General features: G+C 63.9%; 18 protein-coding genes and 1 pseudogene. 13 read left to right on the top strand and 6 right to left on the bottom strand.

Annotation, left to right across the window (positions count from 1 at the left end):
* Positions 1 to 70 precede the first annotated feature (70 nt).
* The gene (locus KI609_RS04855; RefSeq protein ID WP_226447675.1) at positions 71 to 277 is read left to right on the top strand and encodes a hypothetical protein; all 207 of its coding nucleotides are present in this window, start codon (positions 71 to 73) and stop codon (positions 275 to 277) included.
* 14 nt (positions 278 to 291) lie between these two features.
* Positions 292 to 1,005, top strand: a complete 714-nt coding sequence (locus KI609_RS04850; protein WP_226447673.1) for a hypothetical protein — start codon at positions 292 to 294, stop codon at positions 1,003 to 1,005.
* Positions 1,006 to 1,151: 146 nt separating this feature from the next.
* On the opposite strand, the gene KI609_RS04845 is transcribed toward KI609_RS04850, so the two are convergent.
* Positions 1,152 to 2,714, bottom strand: coding sequence for a hypothetical protein (locus KI609_RS04845; RefSeq protein WP_226447671.1), 1,563 nt, complete (start codon positions 2,712 to 2,714; stop codon positions 1,152 to 1,154).
* A 522-nt stretch (positions 2,715 to 3,236) separates the two neighbouring features.
* On the opposite strand from KI609_RS04845, the gene KI609_RS04840 reads away from it, so the two are divergent.
* From KI609_RS04840 to KI609_RS04825, 4 genes are all read left to right on the top strand, one after another.
* The gene (locus tag KI609_RS04840; protein WP_226447669.1) at positions 3,237 to 3,593 is read left to right on the top strand and encodes a hypothetical protein; all 357 of its coding nucleotides are present in this window, start codon (positions 3,237 to 3,239) and stop codon (positions 3,591 to 3,593) included.
* Positions 3,594 to 3,758: 165 nt separating this feature from the next.
* Complete coding sequence (locus KI609_RS04835) at positions 3,759 to 4,529, top strand: HupE/UreJ family protein (RefSeq protein ID WP_226447667.1); 771 nt, start codon at positions 3,759 to 3,761, stop codon at positions 4,527 to 4,529.
* Positions 4,530 to 4,577: 48 nt separating this feature from the next.
* Entirely contained in the window at positions 4,578 to 4,928 is a 351-nt protein-coding gene (locus tag KI609_RS04830; protein WP_226447665.1) for a DUF6488 family protein, read from the top strand.
* Positions 4,929 to 4,931: 3 nt separating this feature from the next.
* On the top strand, positions 4,932 to 5,984 hold the full coding sequence (locus tag KI609_RS04825) for a DMT family transporter (RefSeq protein ID WP_226447663.1): 1,053 nt from the start codon (positions 4,932 to 4,934) through the stop codon (positions 5,982 to 5,984).
* A 32-nt stretch (positions 5,985 to 6,016) separates the two neighbouring features.
* Here KI609_RS04825 and KI609_RS04820 read toward each other — a convergent pair whose 3' ends face one another.
* On the bottom strand, positions 6,017 to 6,352 hold the full coding sequence (locus KI609_RS04820) for a tyrosine-type recombinase/integrase (protein ID WP_226447661.1): 336 nt from the start codon (positions 6,350 to 6,352) through the stop codon (positions 6,017 to 6,019).
* Positions 6,353 to 6,396: 44 nt separating this feature from the next.
* On the opposite strand from KI609_RS04820, the pseudogene KI609_RS04815 reads away from it, so the two are divergent.
* A pseudogene (locus KI609_RS04815) lies at positions 6,397 to 8,250 on the top strand (type I restriction endonuclease subunit R); the annotation flags it as partial.
* 170 nt (positions 8,251 to 8,420) lie between these two features.
* Here the strand turns inward: KI609_RS04815 and KI609_RS04810 are convergent.
* Positions 8,421 to 8,594, bottom strand: a complete 174-nt coding sequence (locus KI609_RS04810) for a hypothetical protein (RefSeq protein WP_226450608.1) — start codon at positions 8,592 to 8,594, stop codon at positions 8,421 to 8,423.
* Between KI609_RS04810 and KI609_RS04805 the strand changes: the two genes are divergently transcribed.
* Genes KI609_RS04805 through KI609_RS04785 form a run of 5 tightly spaced genes read left to right on the top strand, consistent with a single transcriptional unit; the run spans position 8,545 to position 12,802 of the window.
* The gene (locus tag KI609_RS04805) at positions 8,545 to 10,200 is read left to right on the top strand and encodes a cbb3-type cytochrome c oxidase subunit I (protein ID WP_226447659.1); all 1,656 of its coding nucleotides are present in this window, start codon (positions 8,545 to 8,547) and stop codon (positions 10,198 to 10,200) included. The two genes, KI609_RS04810 and KI609_RS04805, sit on opposite strands and share 50 nt — an antisense overlap.
* The gene (locus tag KI609_RS04800) at positions 10,190 to 10,822 is read left to right on the top strand and encodes a cbb3-type cytochrome c oxidase subunit II (protein WP_226447657.1); all 633 of its coding nucleotides are present in this window, start codon (positions 10,190 to 10,192) and stop codon (positions 10,820 to 10,822) included. Before KI609_RS04805 ends, KI609_RS04800 begins: the two co-directional genes overlap by 11 nt.
* Positions 10,823 to 10,840: 18 nt before the next feature.
* Complete coding sequence (locus tag KI609_RS04795) at positions 10,841 to 11,452, top strand: c-type cytochrome (RefSeq protein WP_226447655.1); 612 nt, start codon at positions 10,841 to 10,843, stop codon at positions 11,450 to 11,452.
* Between the two features lie 49 nt (positions 11,453 to 11,501).
* Positions 11,502 to 12,140 (top strand): SCO family protein, encoded by a 639-nt coding sequence (locus KI609_RS04790; protein WP_226447653.1) that lies wholly within the window; start codon positions 11,502 to 11,504, stop codon positions 12,138 to 12,140.
* Positions 12,137 to 12,802, top strand: coding sequence for a hypothetical protein (locus KI609_RS04785; protein ID WP_226447651.1), 666 nt, complete (start codon positions 12,137 to 12,139; stop codon positions 12,800 to 12,802). The genes KI609_RS04790 and KI609_RS04785 overlap by 4 nt, the downstream gene beginning before the upstream one ends.
* A gap of 66 nt (positions 12,803 to 12,868) precedes the next feature.
* On the opposite strand, the gene KI609_RS04780 is transcribed toward KI609_RS04785, so the two are convergent.
* Entirely contained in the window at positions 12,869 to 13,771 is a 903-nt protein-coding gene (locus KI609_RS04780) for an EamA family transporter (protein WP_226447649.1), read from the bottom strand.
* Between the two features lie 88 nt (positions 13,772 to 13,859).
* Here KI609_RS04780 and KI609_RS04775 point away from each other — a divergent pair, with 88 nt between their 5' ends.
* Positions 13,860 to 14,351 (top strand): Lrp/AsnC family transcriptional regulator, encoded by a 492-nt coding sequence (locus KI609_RS04775; RefSeq protein WP_226447647.1) that lies wholly within the window; start codon positions 13,860 to 13,862, stop codon positions 14,349 to 14,351.
* A 50-nt stretch (positions 14,352 to 14,401) separates the two neighbouring features.
* Here the strand turns inward: KI609_RS04775 and KI609_RS04770 are convergent, their stop codons facing one another.
* Positions 14,402 to 15,895 (bottom strand): phospholipase D-like domain-containing protein, encoded by a 1,494-nt coding sequence (locus KI609_RS04770; protein WP_226447645.1) that lies wholly within the window; start codon positions 15,893 to 15,895, stop codon positions 14,402 to 14,404.
* Entirely contained in the window at positions 15,892 to 17,259 is a 1,368-nt protein-coding gene (locus KI609_RS04765) for an ATP-binding protein (RefSeq protein WP_226447643.1), read from the bottom strand. Before KI609_RS04765 ends, KI609_RS04770 begins: the two co-directional genes overlap by 4 nt.
* Positions 17,260 to 17,263 lie beyond the last annotated feature (4 nt).

The raw sequence follows: 17,263 nt of genomic DNA, 5'->3' as shown, positions 1-17,263 counted from the left end.
TGCATCTGTTTGTCCGCTGTTCCTTTGTTTCTTCTTTCTTCAACGCCCTTTTACTTTCAAGAGATCCACCATGTTCGCCAACGAAACCCAGGCCCGCGCGGCCTATGTGTCTGCCAATCGCAAGCTCGAATCCGCCCTGTCGGAGTACACCCAGGCGCGCAGCGCGCTGCACAAGATCACCGGGGAGTTCTCCGCCGCCGATCAGAAGCTGTCGCTGCAGTTCAGCACCGACTCTGGCCAGGCCCAGACCGCAGAAATCAAGCTCACCGATTGCTGAAAGGAATCACCACCATGACGACCACAAAGACCCCGATTCAAATTCAGCTGGCCCAGGCCCAGGCCGCATTCAATGAGGCAATGCAGCGGCTTGCCAATGCCCGCAAGGCGCACACCGAGGGGGCGGGCAAGGTCTATGCGCAGCTGCTGGTGCGCCATGCGGACCTGCGCGAGAAGATCGCCACCAATGAGGGCGCGGCCGAGGCGGCCACGAACGAATTCAAGCAGCTGCTCGCAGCTTCGAACTACGAGAAGACCAAGGCGGTGCAGTCGGCTTTGTTCACCAAGAACGATGCCCTGGCCATCGCGGAGGAACTGCGCACGGCGCTGGCGGATTCGGAGCGCACGTCTCTGGACATCCAAGCGGGTGCATCGAGTGCGGCCTCGGCCTTTGCAGATGCCCACGATGGGGCCTACACCGCCTATGCGCGGCTCGAAGCCTTCAAGGCCTTGGCGGACTGCGAAGAGAAGCTCTCGCGGGCCATGGCGCTGGTGACCCATGCGCCGGAGGCCTCGGGCATCGACAAGCTCAGTGGCGACGTGCAGGGCTACCGCATGGGGTTCATCTGGAACAGCTTGAAGGCGGCGGCGCTGGCGCGGCCGGAGGCGGAGAAAAAGCCACAGGTGGCTGAACTGGGTGTGCTGGAGCTGGGGGCGTTTGAGGGGCGTAAGTTCCTCAGTCCGATGCAGGTGCGGCAGTTGCGGGCGGAGGCCAGCGCTGCGGCCTGAGTGCCTCGATGAATGACGCCAGGGGCAGGCCCTGGTGCTGAAATGTAAAAGCCCCGGCAGTGATGTCGGGGCTTTTTTATTGGGTGGGATTCGACCAAGACCGGACTTTGCAGCCCGCTATTTCAGCCTCCGAAAGCAGAGACAATCTATGTCTTGGTGTTGGTCTTGTGGCGCCCCACGTGCGCTACCACCGCTACCTTTTCGTCCTTGTGCCAAGCCCAGTGGATTGAGAGACATGTGTCGGGCTGCTTCGCACCCAGGGTGATGTGTGGCGAGATGTCTAGTTCTTGGCCGTTGTAGGTTGCGGTGTACTCGCTGCTCCATTTGCCCTTAGATGTCTGTGATACATCATCGGCATAGTCGAAGCCTCGCGTTTTGAAAAGCTGGCGAATGGAGCCATTAGCTTTGCCTAATTCGATAGTCTCGCCCCAGATCGACGCTACTTCCTCCAGCGCTGTAAGCGCTTCCTGTACGCGTTCTGGATGCTTGTAGGGGGAGGCTGCGGCGGAAGAATGAGCAGACGGCAAGAAACGGACATTCTTGGATATGGCTTCTGTCTGTCGCACGACCTCTACAACGCTCGTCAGGGCCTCTGGCTCGGCGACGGCGTCTGGCGCTTGCAAGATAGAAGGAGTCAGGGCCTTCCAAGTGGTATGCGCAACTAGGGCCGCGGTGTTTTCGCGCAAGGTCTTGTTCTCTTGCAGCAGCTCCGCATTGGTAGCCTCTACTTTCTTGAGTTTCTGCTCCATCGTAATTAGGTCTTCGATGAGTTCGTCTTCAGACTTCGCTCCGCTGTTGCGAGCCGCCTCACGAGCCTCTCGCTCCGCCGTCGAGCGAATTCGCGAGATGGCGAGGGGCTCCACATGTCTAAAGGCCGCCGCATCAAAGACAATGTTGCTAAGTTGGCCGAGCGTGCGCTCGGTGGTATCAGCATCTTTGAACTGCCAGGGCATCCAAAGCGGGTGCGTGAACGGGTCAGACTGGACATTGAAACGAGGCCAGTACAGGCGAACAGCACCGCCAAAGCATGTCAAAGTTTTTCCGACTTCTTCAGTCAGTCTGAAGGCTGCCCACTTGTCGGCCAATTCGTAGACCTTGGCCACGCCGGCAAGACGTTCGGCTAACTCGTTTGAGTTGAACAATGGCATGTCATCCTGCACGCGCCTCGACACAAGAACGATGGGATACGGGCGAGTCGAGTCCGTAAGCTCGCTCACCAACAACTCGACGTGCTCTGCATCGACAAGCTCGGGCGTCAAACTGTAAGGGTAGCCGTCAAGGCGTATAGATCGAAGACGAGCGATGTCGCGGATGAGCCGAGGCGAGCCGAGCTTGATACTTGCGGGCGCGATCACCAGCTGTAAGCCGATCACGGCCAACTCCAGCGACAGAAGCAGCCCATCGCCTTGCCTGAGCAGGGATAAGGTGATGACCCATCCCAAGCTCTTGTCGTATTGGTCTGGGTAGGTCCACCTTAGGTCTACCAGTTGTTCGTCGGGCGCGTCCTTGGTGGTGTGATGCTGAATGGAGAGCTGGTGCCCTTCGGCGGGTGTGACAGCTAAGTCGCCTTCCCCCAGGCTCTGAAAAACGTCGACGGAGAGGCGTTGACGAAGGTACCAGTCCTGTATCCAGCGACCGACGTAGTTCAGTGAGGCTGAAACGTCGGATTGGTTGCCGACCTTAAGTGCTGTGGCATAAACGGTTCTCATACTTGCTGTCTCCCTCGATATAGTGGTCGGGTTTGTCTGCCGATCATCGCACTTCTGCTCAATTCCAGAGGATCGTTGATGCGTCAAACAACGTGTTCCATGTACCCGGAGCCGTCATTCATGAGTGGCCGAAAATGGCCGAATTCTGCCGCGTCACCACGACAAGGACGTCACGTAACCCACCGCCCCCTCTGGGTCTGAGTGTCTCGTAAAAAACCGTCAATTCCCGTCGTCTTTTTACAGCACCAAAACGCCCTCCAAGCCCCAGCAGGCCTCGCGCTCATGGGCTTCGCCAGTGTCGTCAGAATAGGGCTATTTAGCGGGCAGGCGAGGCGGGGTCTCCACTGCGCGCCACCCCTTTGCGTGGTAGCTGGTGCGAGGGTCGTCCCGGTCAAGATCATTCATCGGTGCTGACTGTCCCTGACCCTATGGCCGCAGCCAGGATGCCAGCTGTGGGCGGGAGCGGTCGGCACGTTCCAGGGGGCTGCTCTCTTGCCTGGGATGTACTTCTATACTCCACTCATGCGCCGCATCCTGAAGGTCTACCTGCTGATCACCGTCATGCTCATGCAGACGGTGGTGTGGCTGTCGCCCCTTGCCATTGGCGCGCAGAGTGAGCAGCTTGCTCACATGACAGTCCATGTCCAAGACATCGACCATCATCACCACGACGACGACTCGCTGCATCTGTCCTCTGACAGCGAAAGCACCGCGCCGCACTTTCATGTGGACGATGGTTTTCAGCCCATCGGATTGACAGCTCTCATTGTCGATGGAGGGTTCGCTTCAATGCCGAGCGCGCCACCTCATGCCTTCATTTCTGAGCCACCGACTGTCTTCCTCGACGGATTGCTGCGCCCTCCCAGCGCTACCGCCTAAGGTCCGCGCGACTCTCCGCTCGCGATTGCCGTAGCGGACCAATCCCAGATAAGTCGCCCGTCTTCACGGGCATGCCATGCCGTGCATGTACTGAGCCTCAATGGCTCGCTCTCGTGCGCGTGGCGTCGTCAACCCTCTTTCATTTCACACATGAACTTCTTCTCCATGAGACGCTTACTTGCTCTCACCTTGGGTGCCTCGCCCCTGCTCGCGCTTGCCCACGGCATTTCCGCCGAGGACCAGCAGCGCATGCTAAACGCTGGCTACTTCCACTACATCGAACTGGGGGCCCGGCACATGCTGACGGGTTACGACCATCTGCTGTTTCTGTTCGGCGTGGTGTTCTTCCTGACGACGTTTCGGGATGTGGCCAAATTCGTGACCGTCTTCACCATCGGCCACTGCATCACCCTCATCTTCGCGACGTACTTCAAAATCACCTGGAACTACTACTTGGTGGACGCCATCATTGCGCTTAGCGTGATGTACAAGGCGTTTGACAACAATGGCGGGTTCCAGAAGCACTTCGCGATGGAATCACCGAACCTGCTTTGGGCGGTATTCGGCTTCGGTTTGCTGCACGGCTTTGGCCTCTCTACGCGTCTGCAGCAGCTGCCGCTGGGTGACGACCCGATTGCCATGCTCTGGCGCATCCTGAGCTTCAATGTGGGCGTCGAGCTGGGGCAGATTGCTGCGCTCACGGTCATGGTGGGTGCTCTGGCGCTGTGGCGACATCGGCCGTCGTTCAAGCGAATCAGCTACGCGGCCAATCTGGCGCTGTTCTACGGCGGTGTGTACCTCCTGTTCACGCAGTTGCACGGCTACCAGCACGACAGCCACCCTGACAACTTCCGATTCCCTGCTGCAGAGCACCGGCACGCCCACGAGGATATGGACGTGGAGAACACGGAAGACAAAACCCGCGATGGACTCTGACCTGTCAATTTGCCCCTCAATCCCCGAACATCCAACCAAGGACTCATCATGAAAGCAATCATCCTCACCGCCACCCTTGTAGCCCTGCAATCCTTCAGCCCGATGGCCCTTGCCGACAAAGGCAGCAGCTGCCACTTCCATGGCAAAACTCCTGCGACGGAATCTGTCGTCACTGACTGCGCGACCCAGCGCCGCGATGCGCTGGTCAAGGCAGGCAAACTGGAAAGCTCCTGGCAGTCGGCCAAGCTCGGGACGCTGGAACTGGTGGATGGCAAGAAGGGAAAGGAGTGGAAAGCCACTTTCACAAACCCTACTGCCACCGACAAGACGAAGCAAAATCTGTATGTCTTCTTCTCGCATCCGGGTAACTTCATTGCCGCGAACTTCACCGGCCAGTAAGTGATGACACACGGGTCGCTTTCGCCCGTGCTCAGGGGCGGTCTGCTGGCGCTGCTGGCGGCCGCCCTTTTTGGGCTGAGCACACCCTTTGTCCAGCTGTGGGGCCGGGGCCTCGGACCGTTCACCACGGCAGGGCTTCTCTATGGCGGCGCAGGCCTCGTGGCCTTGTTCATCCGCCGCCCCAAAGAGCGCGAAGCGCAACTGCAGCGCAGTGATGCCGGTCGCCTGCTGGCCATGGCGCTGTTCGGTGCTGTCATCGGGCCCGTCGCTCTGGTATGGGGCCTGCAGCGCACCAGCGGTACTTCCGCGTCTCTGATGCTCACCCTTGAAGCCTTGTTCACCGCTTTGCTGGCTTGGCGCCTCTACGGTGAGACGGTCGACAGACGCGTTGTCCTGGCCATGGCCTCCATTCTGTCCGGTGGTGTGCTCCTCGCGCTTGAGCAAGGCTTGCAGGGAAATGTGCAACTGCTGGGCCTGGCTGCTGTCATGGTGGCAACGGCCGCATGGGGCGTGGACAACACCTTGTCGCGCGCTGTGGCTGACCGTGACCCCGGACAGGTAGTGCTTGCGAAATCAAGTCTGGGCGTCGTAGCGACCGTCCTGCTCGCTGTGTCGTTCGCTGAGCCTATGCCGAGCCTGTTTGCGGCTGGCGTGCTGCTGGGCATTGGCGCCACTGGCTATGGTCTGAGCCTGCGCTTCTATCTGCTCGCTCAGCGCACCTTCGGCGCAGCGCGCACGGGCTCCGTGTTCGCGTTCGCTCCGTTTATTGGAGCACTTGGTGCTTTTGGACTTGGGGAGCGCGAAGCGTCTGTGCTGCTGGTCCTGGGAGGTGTACTCATGCTGGCCGGGGTGGTCTTGCACTTGGTTGAGTCTCACGACCACGCCCACGCGCATGAGGCCCTGGAGCATGAGCATGCCCATATGCACAACGATGGTCATCACGACCACGGACATGAGCCCATGCCCCAAGGGGCTCACAGTCATCGTCACACGCACACGGCACTGGTACACAAGCACCCGCATGTGCCTGATTTGCATCATGGGCATAAGCACTGAACTTAGCCGGTGCTTTGCTGAGCATTCGGATATCACCGTCGCGCTGACCGCTCTCCATTCAAATAGTCCGCCCACCACTGCATCAACTTCGTCCGGTCAGCTATATACGTGGTCCGGTGGTAGGCCGCACGGATTTCGTTTTGCTCCCGGTGCGCCAGCTGCCGCTCGATCACATCCGGATTCCATCCGTGTTCGTTGGCCACGGTCGAGAACAAGGCCCTGAACCCGTGGGCTGTGGCGATGCTCTTGTAGCCCATGCGCGCAAGCGCTGAGTTGAAGGTGTTCTCGCTCAGCGGCTTGCTGGGGTAGTACGGGCTGGGGAACACCAGCTCGCGGCCGCCGCTGATGGCTTCGATCTTGTCCAGCACTTCGAGGGCTTGTTTACCGGGCAGGCACCGAAGCGAACACGGTGGAGCCCACCCGGGAACACTACCAGGTGGGCTACGCCCAGCACCTGCGCGATGCACTGCCCAACGCCACCTTTGTGGCGTTTACCGGCACCCCGGTGAGCGGCACCGACCGCGACACCCGCGCGGTGTTTGGCGACTACATCCACGTGTATGACATGCAGCAGGCCAAAGAGGATGGCGCCACCGTGGCCATCTACTACGAAAGCCGCATGGTCAAGCTGGGCCTGAAGGCCGACGAGCTGCCCAGCATCGATGCCGAGGTGGACGAACTGGCCGAGGACGAAGAAGAAAGCGTGCAGTCGCGCCTGAAAAGCCGCTGGGCTGCGCTGGAACAAGTGGTGGGTGCCGAGCCCCGCGTGGCCCGTGTGGCGCAAGACCTGGTGGCGCATTTTGAAGAGCGCAACACCGCCCAGCGCGGCAAGGCCATGGTGGTGAGCATGAGCCGCGACATCTGCGCGCACCTGTACAACGAGATCGTGCGCCTGCGCCCCGAGTGGCATAGCGCCGACCCCGAGCTAGGCGCCATCAAGATCGTGATGACCGGCAGTGCCAGCGACAAGGCCCTGCTGCGCCCACACATCTACAGCGCGCAGGTGAAGAAGCGGCTGGAAAAGCGCTTCAAAGACCCAGCCGACCCACTGCGCATCGTGATCGTGCGCGACATGTGGCTGACCGGCTTTGACGCGCCCTGCGTACACACGCTGTATGTGGACAAGCCGATGAAGGGCCACAACCTGATGCAGGCCATTGCCCGCGTGAACCGCGTGTTCAAAGACAAGCAGGGCGGCCTGGTGGTGGACTACATCGGCATTGGCAATGAGCTCAAAGCCGCCATGAAGGAATACACCGCTGCCCAAGGCCGGGGCCGCCCCACGGTGGACGCGCACGAGGCCTTCAGCGTGGTGCTGGAAAAGCTCGACGTGCTGCGCGCCCTGCTGCACGGGTTTGACTACAGCGGCTTTTTGACGGGCGGCCACCGCGTGCTCGCGGGTGCGGCCAACCACGTGCTGGGCCTGCCGCGCCAGGCTGGGCAGGATGGCAAGAAGCGGTTTGCCGACACGGCCCTGGCGATGAGCCAGGCCTTCACGCTGAGCTGCACGCTGGACGAGGCCAAGGCGGTGCGCGAGGAAGTGGCCTTCATGCAGGCAGTGAAGGTGCTTCTCACCAAGCGCGACATCACCGCAAAGCAGCGCACTGACGAACAGCGCGAGCTGGCGGTGCGCCAGATCATCAGCCAGGCGGTGGTGTCCGAGAGCGTGGTGGATATTTTTGACGCAGTGGGGCTGGAGAAACCCAACATTGGTCTGCTGGACGAAGGCTTTTTGGCCCAGGTGCGCGCGCTGCCCGAACGCAATCTGGCGGTGGAGCTGCTGGAACGCCTGCTGGAGGGCGAGATCAAGAGCCGCTTTGCCAGCAACCTCGTGCAAGCCAGGAAGTTTTCCGAGCTGCTGGGTGGGGTGATCGCTCGTTACCAGAACCGCAGCATTGAAACCGCGCAGGTGATGGAAGAGCTACTGGACATGGCCCGCCAATTCCGCGAGGCGCACGGCCTGGCCGACAAGCTGGGGCTGACCGAAGACGAGGTGCGCTTTTACACCGCGCTGGCCAACAACGAAGCCGCCGTGCGCGAGCTGACCGACGACACGCTGAAAAAAATCGCGCACGAACTGACGGACAACCTGCGCAAGAACCTGACGGTGGACTGGGCCGAACGCGAGAGCGTGCAGGCCAAGCTGCGCCTGATGGTCAAGCGCATCTTGCGCAAATACAAATACCCGCCCGACCTGGAGGCGGCAGCGGTAGAGCTGGTGCTGCAGCAGGCGCAGGCGCTGGGCGAAAGCTGGGCAGCCGCATAGCCCACACGTCCCAGCCACCAACGGCTGGCACCGTCCATCGCATTGCTACAAAAAAACAGAGCTACTCGCGCTTATCACTGTTGCGCCAGCGGTTGTTTTTGTTCAAATTTCTAATCCGCCTTGCCGGGTAACACTGGCGGGAGCATGGGCTTGGGGCTGAAATTTAATATTCACCAAAAATGAATCTTAGAATGCAGCGCACATTTGAATGCCACAAATAGTTGGGTGGCATATTGAATTGCATCAATAAACCCGTGCGCAGCGCGCGCACCCAAGAGGAAAGGCAGCCCACCGATGGACAGTGCAATACTGAGCTTGCTGGGGGCGTTTTTGCTCTCGATCATGGGGTTGTTTGTCTTCATCTGGTCGATGCGCAAGGGCCTGCTGGTGGAGAACCCCCGGGCTGCGTCGATCATTTTTGCGCCGGGTGAACTGGGCAAGGTGGATGACCCGGCGATTCACGGCAATGCCCAGGAGCGCCTGCCGGGCGCTGCGGCCGGGCCGGGCGAAGGCGAGCATGTGGCCGACCCGGACGAGTTGCGCACGCGCATAGCGGCCGATCACTCCAGCGCGTTCCCGGTGTTCATGTTCATTGCGTTTGCCTGCTTCTGGCTGGTGCTCGGGTCCATCGCGGGGCTGACGGCGTCGCTCAAGCTGCACATGCCCGACTGGCTGGTGGGCGAGGCCTGGCAGACCTTTGGGCGCATCCGCACGGTGCACCTCACAGCGGTGCTGTATGGCTGGATCACCAATGCCGCGCTGGGCGTGATCATCTGGCTGCTGCCGCGCCTGCTGCGCACGCACCTGGTGGGCGCCATGTGGGTGATGCTGGGCGGCGCGCTCATCAACACCGGCATTGCCAGCGCGATTGGGGCCATAGGCTCGGGCTGGACAGACGGCATGGAATACCTGGAGATTCCGTGGCAGATCGGCATCTTCATCGTGGCCGGGTTCATCTGCATCATCGGCCCAGTGCTCTACACGCTGGTCAACCGCAAGGTCGAGTCGCTGTATGTGAGCGTCTGGTACATGGTGGCGGCGCTGCTGTGGATTGCGCTGCTGTTCATCATCGGCAAGCTGCCCGGCGTGCACACGGGCGTGCAGCAGGCCACCACCAACTGGTGGTATGGGCATAACGTGCTGGGGCTGTGGTTCACGCCGATCAGCGTGGGTGCCATCTATTACTTTTTGCCCAAGATCATCGGGCGGCCAGTGCGCTCTTACAACCTGTCGATTCTGGGGTTCTGGACGCTGGCGTTCTTCTACGGCCAGGTGGGCGGCCACCACCTGATTGGCGGGCCGATCCCGGGCTGGCTGACCACCTTGTCGATCGTGCAGAGCATGATGATGATCATCCCCGTGGCGGCGTTCACCATCAACATGGCCGGCACCATGTGGGGCCGCATGCACTTGGCGCGCCAGTCGCCCACGCTGCGCTTCATGATGTTTGGCGGCTTCATGTACATGCTGTCGTCGCTGCAGGGCTCGCTGGAGGCGCTGCGCAGCGTGAACCAGGTGGCGCACTTCACGCATTTCACCGTGGCACATGCCCACCTAGGGGCCTATGCCTTTGTCACCATGGTGCTGTTTGGCGCCATCTATTTCATGCTGCCGCGGGTGCTGCACTGGGAGTGGCCCTATCCGCGCCTGATCACGCTGCAGTTCTGGCTGGCGGTGGTGGGCATCAGCATCTACTTCGTGGGGCTGACCATTGGCGGTTGGCTGCAGGGCCTGGCCATGCTGGATGCGTCCAGGCCGTTCATGGAGTCGGTGGCGGTGACGATTCCGTACCTGCAGTGGCGCAGTGTGGGGGGTTCGCTGATGGTGCTGAGCCACCTGATTTTTGTCGGCCATTTCCTGGCCATGGCGCTGCGCTTTGGCCCAACCCGCACGGGCGCTGCGCTGTTCACACGGCCCACCAAGGCCCTGGAGCTCGCACATGGAGAATGAAGTCAAGCTCGCTGCCGGTGCCATGGTGGCACTGGCCGTCGCCACAGCCGCGCTGGTGGTTTTGCCCTATCTGCAGGTGCGCGACATCACGCCGCCCGAAGGCCTCAAGCCCTATAGCAGCGCCGAGCTGCGCGGGCGGCAGGTGTATATCTCCAATGGCTGTGTGTATTGCCACAGCCAGCAGCCCCGTGACCGCAACCTGGGCCCCGACGGCGAGCGCGGCTGGGGCCGGGCGTCGGTGCCGGGTGATTATTTCTACGACAAGCCCCACCTGCTGGGCAGCATGCGCACCGGGCCCGACCTGTTCAACATCGGGGCGCGCCAGCCCAGCAAGGACTGGCACCTGGGCCACCTGTACCAGCCGCGTGCGTATGTCCCGGGGTCGATCATGCCGTCCTACCCGTACCTGTTTGAAGTGAAGGACGCCGCTGAGCCGGGCGACGAGACCGTCAAGCTGCCGCCGGGCCAGACGCCGTTTGGCAAGGTGGTGGTGGCGCGGCCCGAGGCGCTGGACCTGGTGAAGTATCTGCAGGGCTTGAACCACACCTACCCGGTGCTGCCACCCACCGTGCAGGCGGCTCCTGCGGCAGCAAAGCCCGCTCCCGCAACGCCGGCATCCTGATCCCCGTAAGAGGCCCCCATGACCCCCAAACCCGACACCTCCCACCAGGCGCAGGAGCGCGAAAACGCCGAACCCGAGGAGCGTATCCGCCCCGTGCCCCTGGCTGCTGTCGCCGTCACGCTGGCCATGGTGCTGTTTGGCGTGGTGTATATCTTTGTCTCCGAGCCGTTTGGCAATGCGGGCCTGGGCGACCGCCGCACCGTGGCCGACCTGTCGGGGCCCGTGCCGGCCGCCGCCGGGGCGGCCGTGGACGGCAAGGCCGTGTTTGCCGCGCAGTGTGTGGCCTGCCACCAGGCCACGGGCAAGGGCTTGCCCGGCGTTTTCCCACCGCTCGATGGTTCTGAATGGGTGCGGGGCGATGCGCGCACCCTGGCCAATATCCTGCTGCACGGCATCAACGGCGAGATCAGCGTGGCGGGCACCACCTACAACGGCGCCATGCCGTCGTTCCAGCAACTGGGGGACGCCGAACTGGCGGCCGTGGCCAGCTACATCCGCAGCAGCTGGTCGAACAAGTCCGAGGCCCTGCCCTCTACCCTGTTTGAGCAAGAGCGCAAAGCCGGCAGCGCCCGCACCACGCCGTTCGAGGGCGGTGCGGCCCTGAAGGCGCTGGCGGACAAACCCGCCTGACGCGCCGGGCCACCGCGCAGACACGCACAAGAAGAAAGGCCCACCTGCCATGCTGCGCACCGCCCTGCTGGCCTGTTTGCTGGCACTGGCCGGGTACGCCAGCGCCGCCTGGCTGACGCATGACTTCCAGATCTGGACAGCCGAAGGCGCACGCCGCCTGGAGGTAGCGCAGCACCCCGTGCCCGTGCCGCCCGTCACCGTGGACGGGCCCGGCATGGCCGCGCAACCACTGCCCGCACTGCTGGCGCAAGGCGGTGGTGTGACCCTGGTGGACTTCATCTACACGCGCTGCCAGACGGTGTGCCTGTCGCTGGGCAGCAGCTTTCAGCAACTGCAAGCCGCCCTGCTGGCCGACCGCGCTGCAGGTGCCCACGCAGGCGTGCGCCTGCTGTCCATCAGCTTTGACGACGCCCACGACACCCCCGCCGTATTGCAGGCCTACGCGCGCACCTTGCAGGCCGACCCGCTGGTGTGGAACTGGGTGCGCGTGCCCGATGTGGCACAGCAGCAGGCGCTGCTGCAGCGCCTGGGCGTGGTGGTGGTGCCCGACGGGCGCGGCGACTACGAGCACAACGCGGCCTTTCTGGTGCTGGACGCGCAGGGCCGCCTGGTGCGGGTGTTTGACCTGGCCGAGCAGCAGCTGGCGCTGGACTTTGCGCGCCACCTGGCCCAAGGGGGACGGCTGTGAGCGCGCGCCCCCTGCGCGCGGCCGTGGCCGCCATGTCCACCATTTCCGCCATACGGGCGCATACCACGCCCCAGCGCCAGGCGTGGGTAGGCGCTGCGCTGCTAGGGCTGTTGCTCGTGCCTGCGGTGCGCCAATGGCTCACCGCCAGCATGTGGCGGCACATGGTGCTGCAGTTTCCGTTGTGGATGCTGGCCGGGGCCTGGCTGGTGGCGGTGCTGCCGCCCACAGCACGCGCCCGTGTGGCTCGTTGGAACGCCTATGGCATCAGCGGTCTGGTGGGCGCTGGCGCCGCGCTGGCCGTGTTGATGGTGCCGCGCGTGCTCGACCTGGTGCTGGTGTCTGCGCCTGTCGAAGCAGCCAAGTGTGCCGCGCTGCTGCTCGCCGGCGCCGGGCTGCGGCTGTCCTGGCGGGCGGCAGGGCTGGTGGTGCAGGGCTTCTTTCTGGGCAACATGCTGCCCATGACCGCCGTGGTGGGGCAGTTGTATATCGACAGCCCGCTGCGCCTGTGCAACGCCTACCTGCTCGATGACCAGGCCCGCCTCGGCGCCTGGCTGGTGACAGCGGCAGCGCTGCTGGCCGTGGGCTGGCTGGCGCAAGTGGCATGGTGGGTGGTGCGGCGAGAGGCCCTGGTGATGCAGGCAGCCAGGACGGCACGCCCCTGAATGCTATTATTTTAATAGCTAATAGCGCTTTATCAGCAAGCGCCAGCAGCCATTTTTATCAAAACATCAAACCCCCTGTGGCACCTGCGCTGCGGTTGCCAGGGGCCGCCGTGCCGTGAGCGCGCTGCCCATCGACGCCGCCACGATGCAGCCAATGGCCAGCCACTGCACCATGCTCAGGTGCTCCCCCAGCAGGCCCATAGCGAGCACGGCAGCCACGGCGGGCTCCATGCTGATCATGATGCCGAAGGCCTCTTGGGGCAGGCGCTTGAGGGCCATCATTTCGAGCGAGATCGGGATGGCGCTGGACACCGCCGCCACCGCCAGGCCGGTGAGCAACACCGCAGGGGACAGCAGCGCCGCACCCGCATGCACCACACCCACCGGCACCACCACCAGCGCCGCCACCAGCAGGCCCAGCGACACCGAATGCCCCGCATGCAGGTGCCCGGCGCGTTTGCCAAACACGATGTACAGCGCCCAGAACACCGCCGCCGACAACGCGTAGAGCACCCCCACCGGGTCGAGTGCATCGGCGAGCGCCCCGGGGCCCACACCCAATGGCAGCAGCATGCCCAGCCCGGCGATGGCCAGCGCCACCCAGACAAAATCCATCGCGCGACGCGACGACCCAATGGCCACGGCCAGCGGCCCCGAAAATTCGATCGCTACCGCCAGGCCAAAAGGCAGCGTGCGCAGCGACATATAAAACATCAGGTTCATGCCGCCCAGTGCGGCGCCATAGCAGGCGATGGCCATCGCGTCGGCCCGCGCCAGGCGCCAGCGCCACGGGCGCCACAGCGCCAGCATCAATACGGCCGACAAACCCACCCGCACGGCCGTGGTGCCCTGTGCGCCCACCAGCGGAAACAAGCCGTGCTTGGCCCACGAGGTTCCAATGCCCAGGGCGGTGACCGAAGCAAAAACTGCCAGCAGCGGAAAAAAACGGTGAAAACGAGAGAAAGTCATGCGTGAAAATATAGTGCGGGTGCCGCGTGGTTTTTGCTCGAATTAACCACCCCGCACGCAACTTTCGCTCACCCTGCGGATGAATTCCATGCCCCCTTCCCCTGCGCTCGACCGTTTTGACCTCGCGATCCTCGACATCCTGCAAACCGACAACACCACGCCCCAGCGCGTGATTGCGCAGGCGGTGAGCCTGTCTGCGCCTGCGGTGCAACGGCGCATCCAGCGGCTGCAGGGCAGCGGCGTGATCCGCGCCAACGTGGCCGTGCTCGACCCGGTCAAGGTGGGCAAACCCCTGACCATCGTGCTGGAAGTGCACCTGGAAAACGAACGCCCCGACCGCACCGCCCCACTGCGCGCGCGCATTGCCGCTGAAGACGCCGTGCAGCAGTGCTATGGCGTAACCGGCGAGGCCGACTACCTGCTGGTGGTGACAGTGGCGTCGATGGCCGACTATGAGGCGTTGACGCGGCGGCTGTTTGAGGGCGATGACAACATCAAGCGGTTCAGAACATCGGTCGCGCTGGCCAGCCTCAAGACCGGGCTGCGCGTGCCGCTGGACCAGGCACTCCCAGCCGACTGATTACAGCCCCAACGCCTTGCGCACCTGCGGGCATTGCGCGGCGCGGGTTGCTACAGCTGAAAAGCCACGGCCCTCACCACGCCCTCTGCCACGTCGCGCACCCAGTGGGGTTGGTGTGCCTGGTAGGGGCTGGCCTTGGCCATCTGTTCGTCGCACCAGCGGTAAAGCCAGCGCAGATCGGTGGCGCCATAGAACGCTGTCATGGCTTCGTAGTTGAGGAACAGGCTGCGCGCATCCAGGTTCAGCGAGCCCGACAACGCAAAATCGTCGTCGATGAGGATGGCCTTGGCATGCACCATGGCAGGCGCCAGCCATATCTGCGCGCCTGCGGCCGCGAGCGCCCGCAAGGCGCGTTCGCGCGCCCAGTCTGCCAGCCGGTGGTTGGACCGCTGCGGCAGCAATAACGTGACCTGCACACCGCGCCGACAGGCCAGGCACCAGGCATCCAGCAGCGCATCGTCGGGCACAAAATAAGGGGTGACTGCAACGATCCGCTGCTGCGCGTGATACGCCCCGGCCAGCAAAAGGGTGTGCACCGTGTCGTCGGCATGGTCGGGGCCGCTGGGCACCCATTGGGCCAGCGCACCGTGGCCAGGCTCAGGGACCACGGCTTGGGGCGTTGTGGGCTCTTGTGCCCCGCCCGGGCGCACGTACCCATCCACTTCGGAGCGTACAGCGGCACTCGGCAAACCACTGGCAGCCGCCCAGTCGCGGTCAAACTGCGTGGTGGCCTGCATGGCCAGCGGGCCGCAGACCTCGTAACTCAGGTCGATCCAGGCCGATTGGCCGGGGCGGCCCAAAAAATACTCCATGGCCAGATTGCGCCCGCCACTCCACAAGTAGTGCTGGTCAGCCACGACCAGCTTGCGATGGTTGCGCAGGTTGGTGCGGCCGCGCATGGGGTTGTGAAACAGGGGCATGAAGCGCCGCACCGACACACCCGCGTCCTCCAGCGCCCGCAGCGTGCTGGCGCCAGCATGCAGGCTGCCCACAGCGTCCACCAGCACGCGCACCACAACCTGCCGTTGGGCTGCACGCAACAGCGCCTGGGCCACCTGGGTTCCGATGGCATCGTTGGCAAACACAAAGGTGCACAGGTCAAGGCTGCGCGTTGCGCTGTCGATGGTGCGCATGAGCCCCTGCAACGCCATGGCGCCATCGGCATGCCACGCGATGGATGTATTGCGCACCGCAGGGGCAAGCTCCATGCATGCCAACAGCTGTGTGGCCCACGCAGGGCCTGTCGCCTCGGCGGCGGGCGGGGGGCCGGCGCGCGCCACAGCAAGAGTGGCGGGCATCAGGGAGGCGGGCAGATCGGACACCCCCCGCGTGCGCCGCAGCGGGCGCGCAAACTTGCGTGTGCCAATCAGCAGAAACAGCGGCAGCGTGAGATACGGCAGCGCGGCCATGGCGATCACCCAGGCCACGGCGGCAGAGGGGTTGCGGCGTTGGTGCCCTATGCGTGTGGCAAGCACGTACACCAGCAGCCCCGCCATCACCAGCATGGTGTGCCCCAGGCCGGAGAGCACGGCCAGCCAGGTCACCGCGTACCGCCCGTAAACACCAGGGTCACCCGCAGCCCGCCCAGGCGCGGCGAGCTGTCCAGCCGCACGATGGCGCCATGGGCCTGTGCAATGGCCTGCACGATGGCCAGGCCCAGGCCGCTGCCCACAGCCCCTTCGGTGGTGACGCGCACAAAGCGCTGCATTGCACGTTCGCGGTGCTCAGGGGCAATGCCGGGGCCGCTGTCTTCGACCGTGAGTTCGGTCTGGCCGCCGCTAACGCGCACCTGCACATCCACCCGCCCATCAGGCGGCGTGTACTTGATGGCGTTGTCGAGCAGGTTGCGCGCCAGCATGCGCAGGGCCTCGGCGTTGCCGGGCACGGTGGCCGCGTCGGAGTCGAGCAGGCCCACGTCGATGCGGCGGGCCTGGGCGGCGGGGGCCACATCGGCCAGGGCGAGTTGCGCCACGGCGTGCAGATCCACGGGCTCGGTGGTGGCGGGGGTGCCGGCCTCTTGCCGCGCCAGCGTGAGCAGTTGCTCGATCAGGCGCGTGGCGCGGTCGATACCCGCCGCCAGCCGCTCAATCGCGGCGGCGCGCGTGGCATCGTCTCCCGCACGCTGCAGGCCCTGCAGTTGCAGGCGCAGCGCGGCCAGGGGCGAACGCAACTCGTGCGCGGCATCGGCCACAAAATGCTGCTGGGCATCGAAGGCGCGGCGCACGCGCTCGAACAGCAGATTCAGCTCACTCACCAGAGGCTGCACTTCGTCGGGCAATTGCACGTCGCTGACCGGCGAGAGGTCGTCCGCCTGGCGCCGGGCCAGTTGGCGGCGCACACGCTCGACCGGTGCCAGCGAGCGGCTGACGCCCCACCACACCACCAGCACCAGCAGCGGCGCCATGACGGCCAATGGCGCCAACGTGCGCAGCGCCAGCGTGCGGGCCATCTCGCGGCGCTTGGCCATGTTCTGTGCCACCTGAATCACCTGCGCACGCGTTTGCAGCGAAAACACCCGATAGGTCCCACCGCGTGCCTTCACGTTGGTGAACCCGAGCACCGCAATCTGCGGCAGCGCGGCATCCAGGGCCGATTCAAAAATGCGCAGGCCTTCGTTGGTCCAGACCTGCACGATGAACTCCTGGTTTTCGTCGCCCGGGTCAAGCCCCGGGGTATTGCCCTGGGCATCCACCGGCAGCCCGGAGCGCAGCGCCAACGCCGTTTGCTGCATGTGATAGTCGAACAGCGCATCGGCCTCGGCCAGGGCGCCCCGGTAGGCCAGCGCGCCTTGCACCGCCCCCGCGAGCACGATGGCAGCGAGCAGAAACACCAAAAGCCGCATGCGCAGCGAACGCGGCACGGCGGCCTGCAGCACGCGGTGCCAGGAGGTAGCTTGCCTCTGTGTCATCTCA

This window comes from Acidovorax radicis, from assembly GCF_020510705.1.
Classification (GTDB): domain Bacteria; phylum Pseudomonadota; class Gammaproteobacteria; order Burkholderiales; family Burkholderiaceae_C; genus Acidovorax; species Acidovorax radicis_A.
The sequence above is the reverse complement of the archived record's forward strand: the minus strand, read 5'-3'. Positions and strand labels throughout refer to the sequence as shown.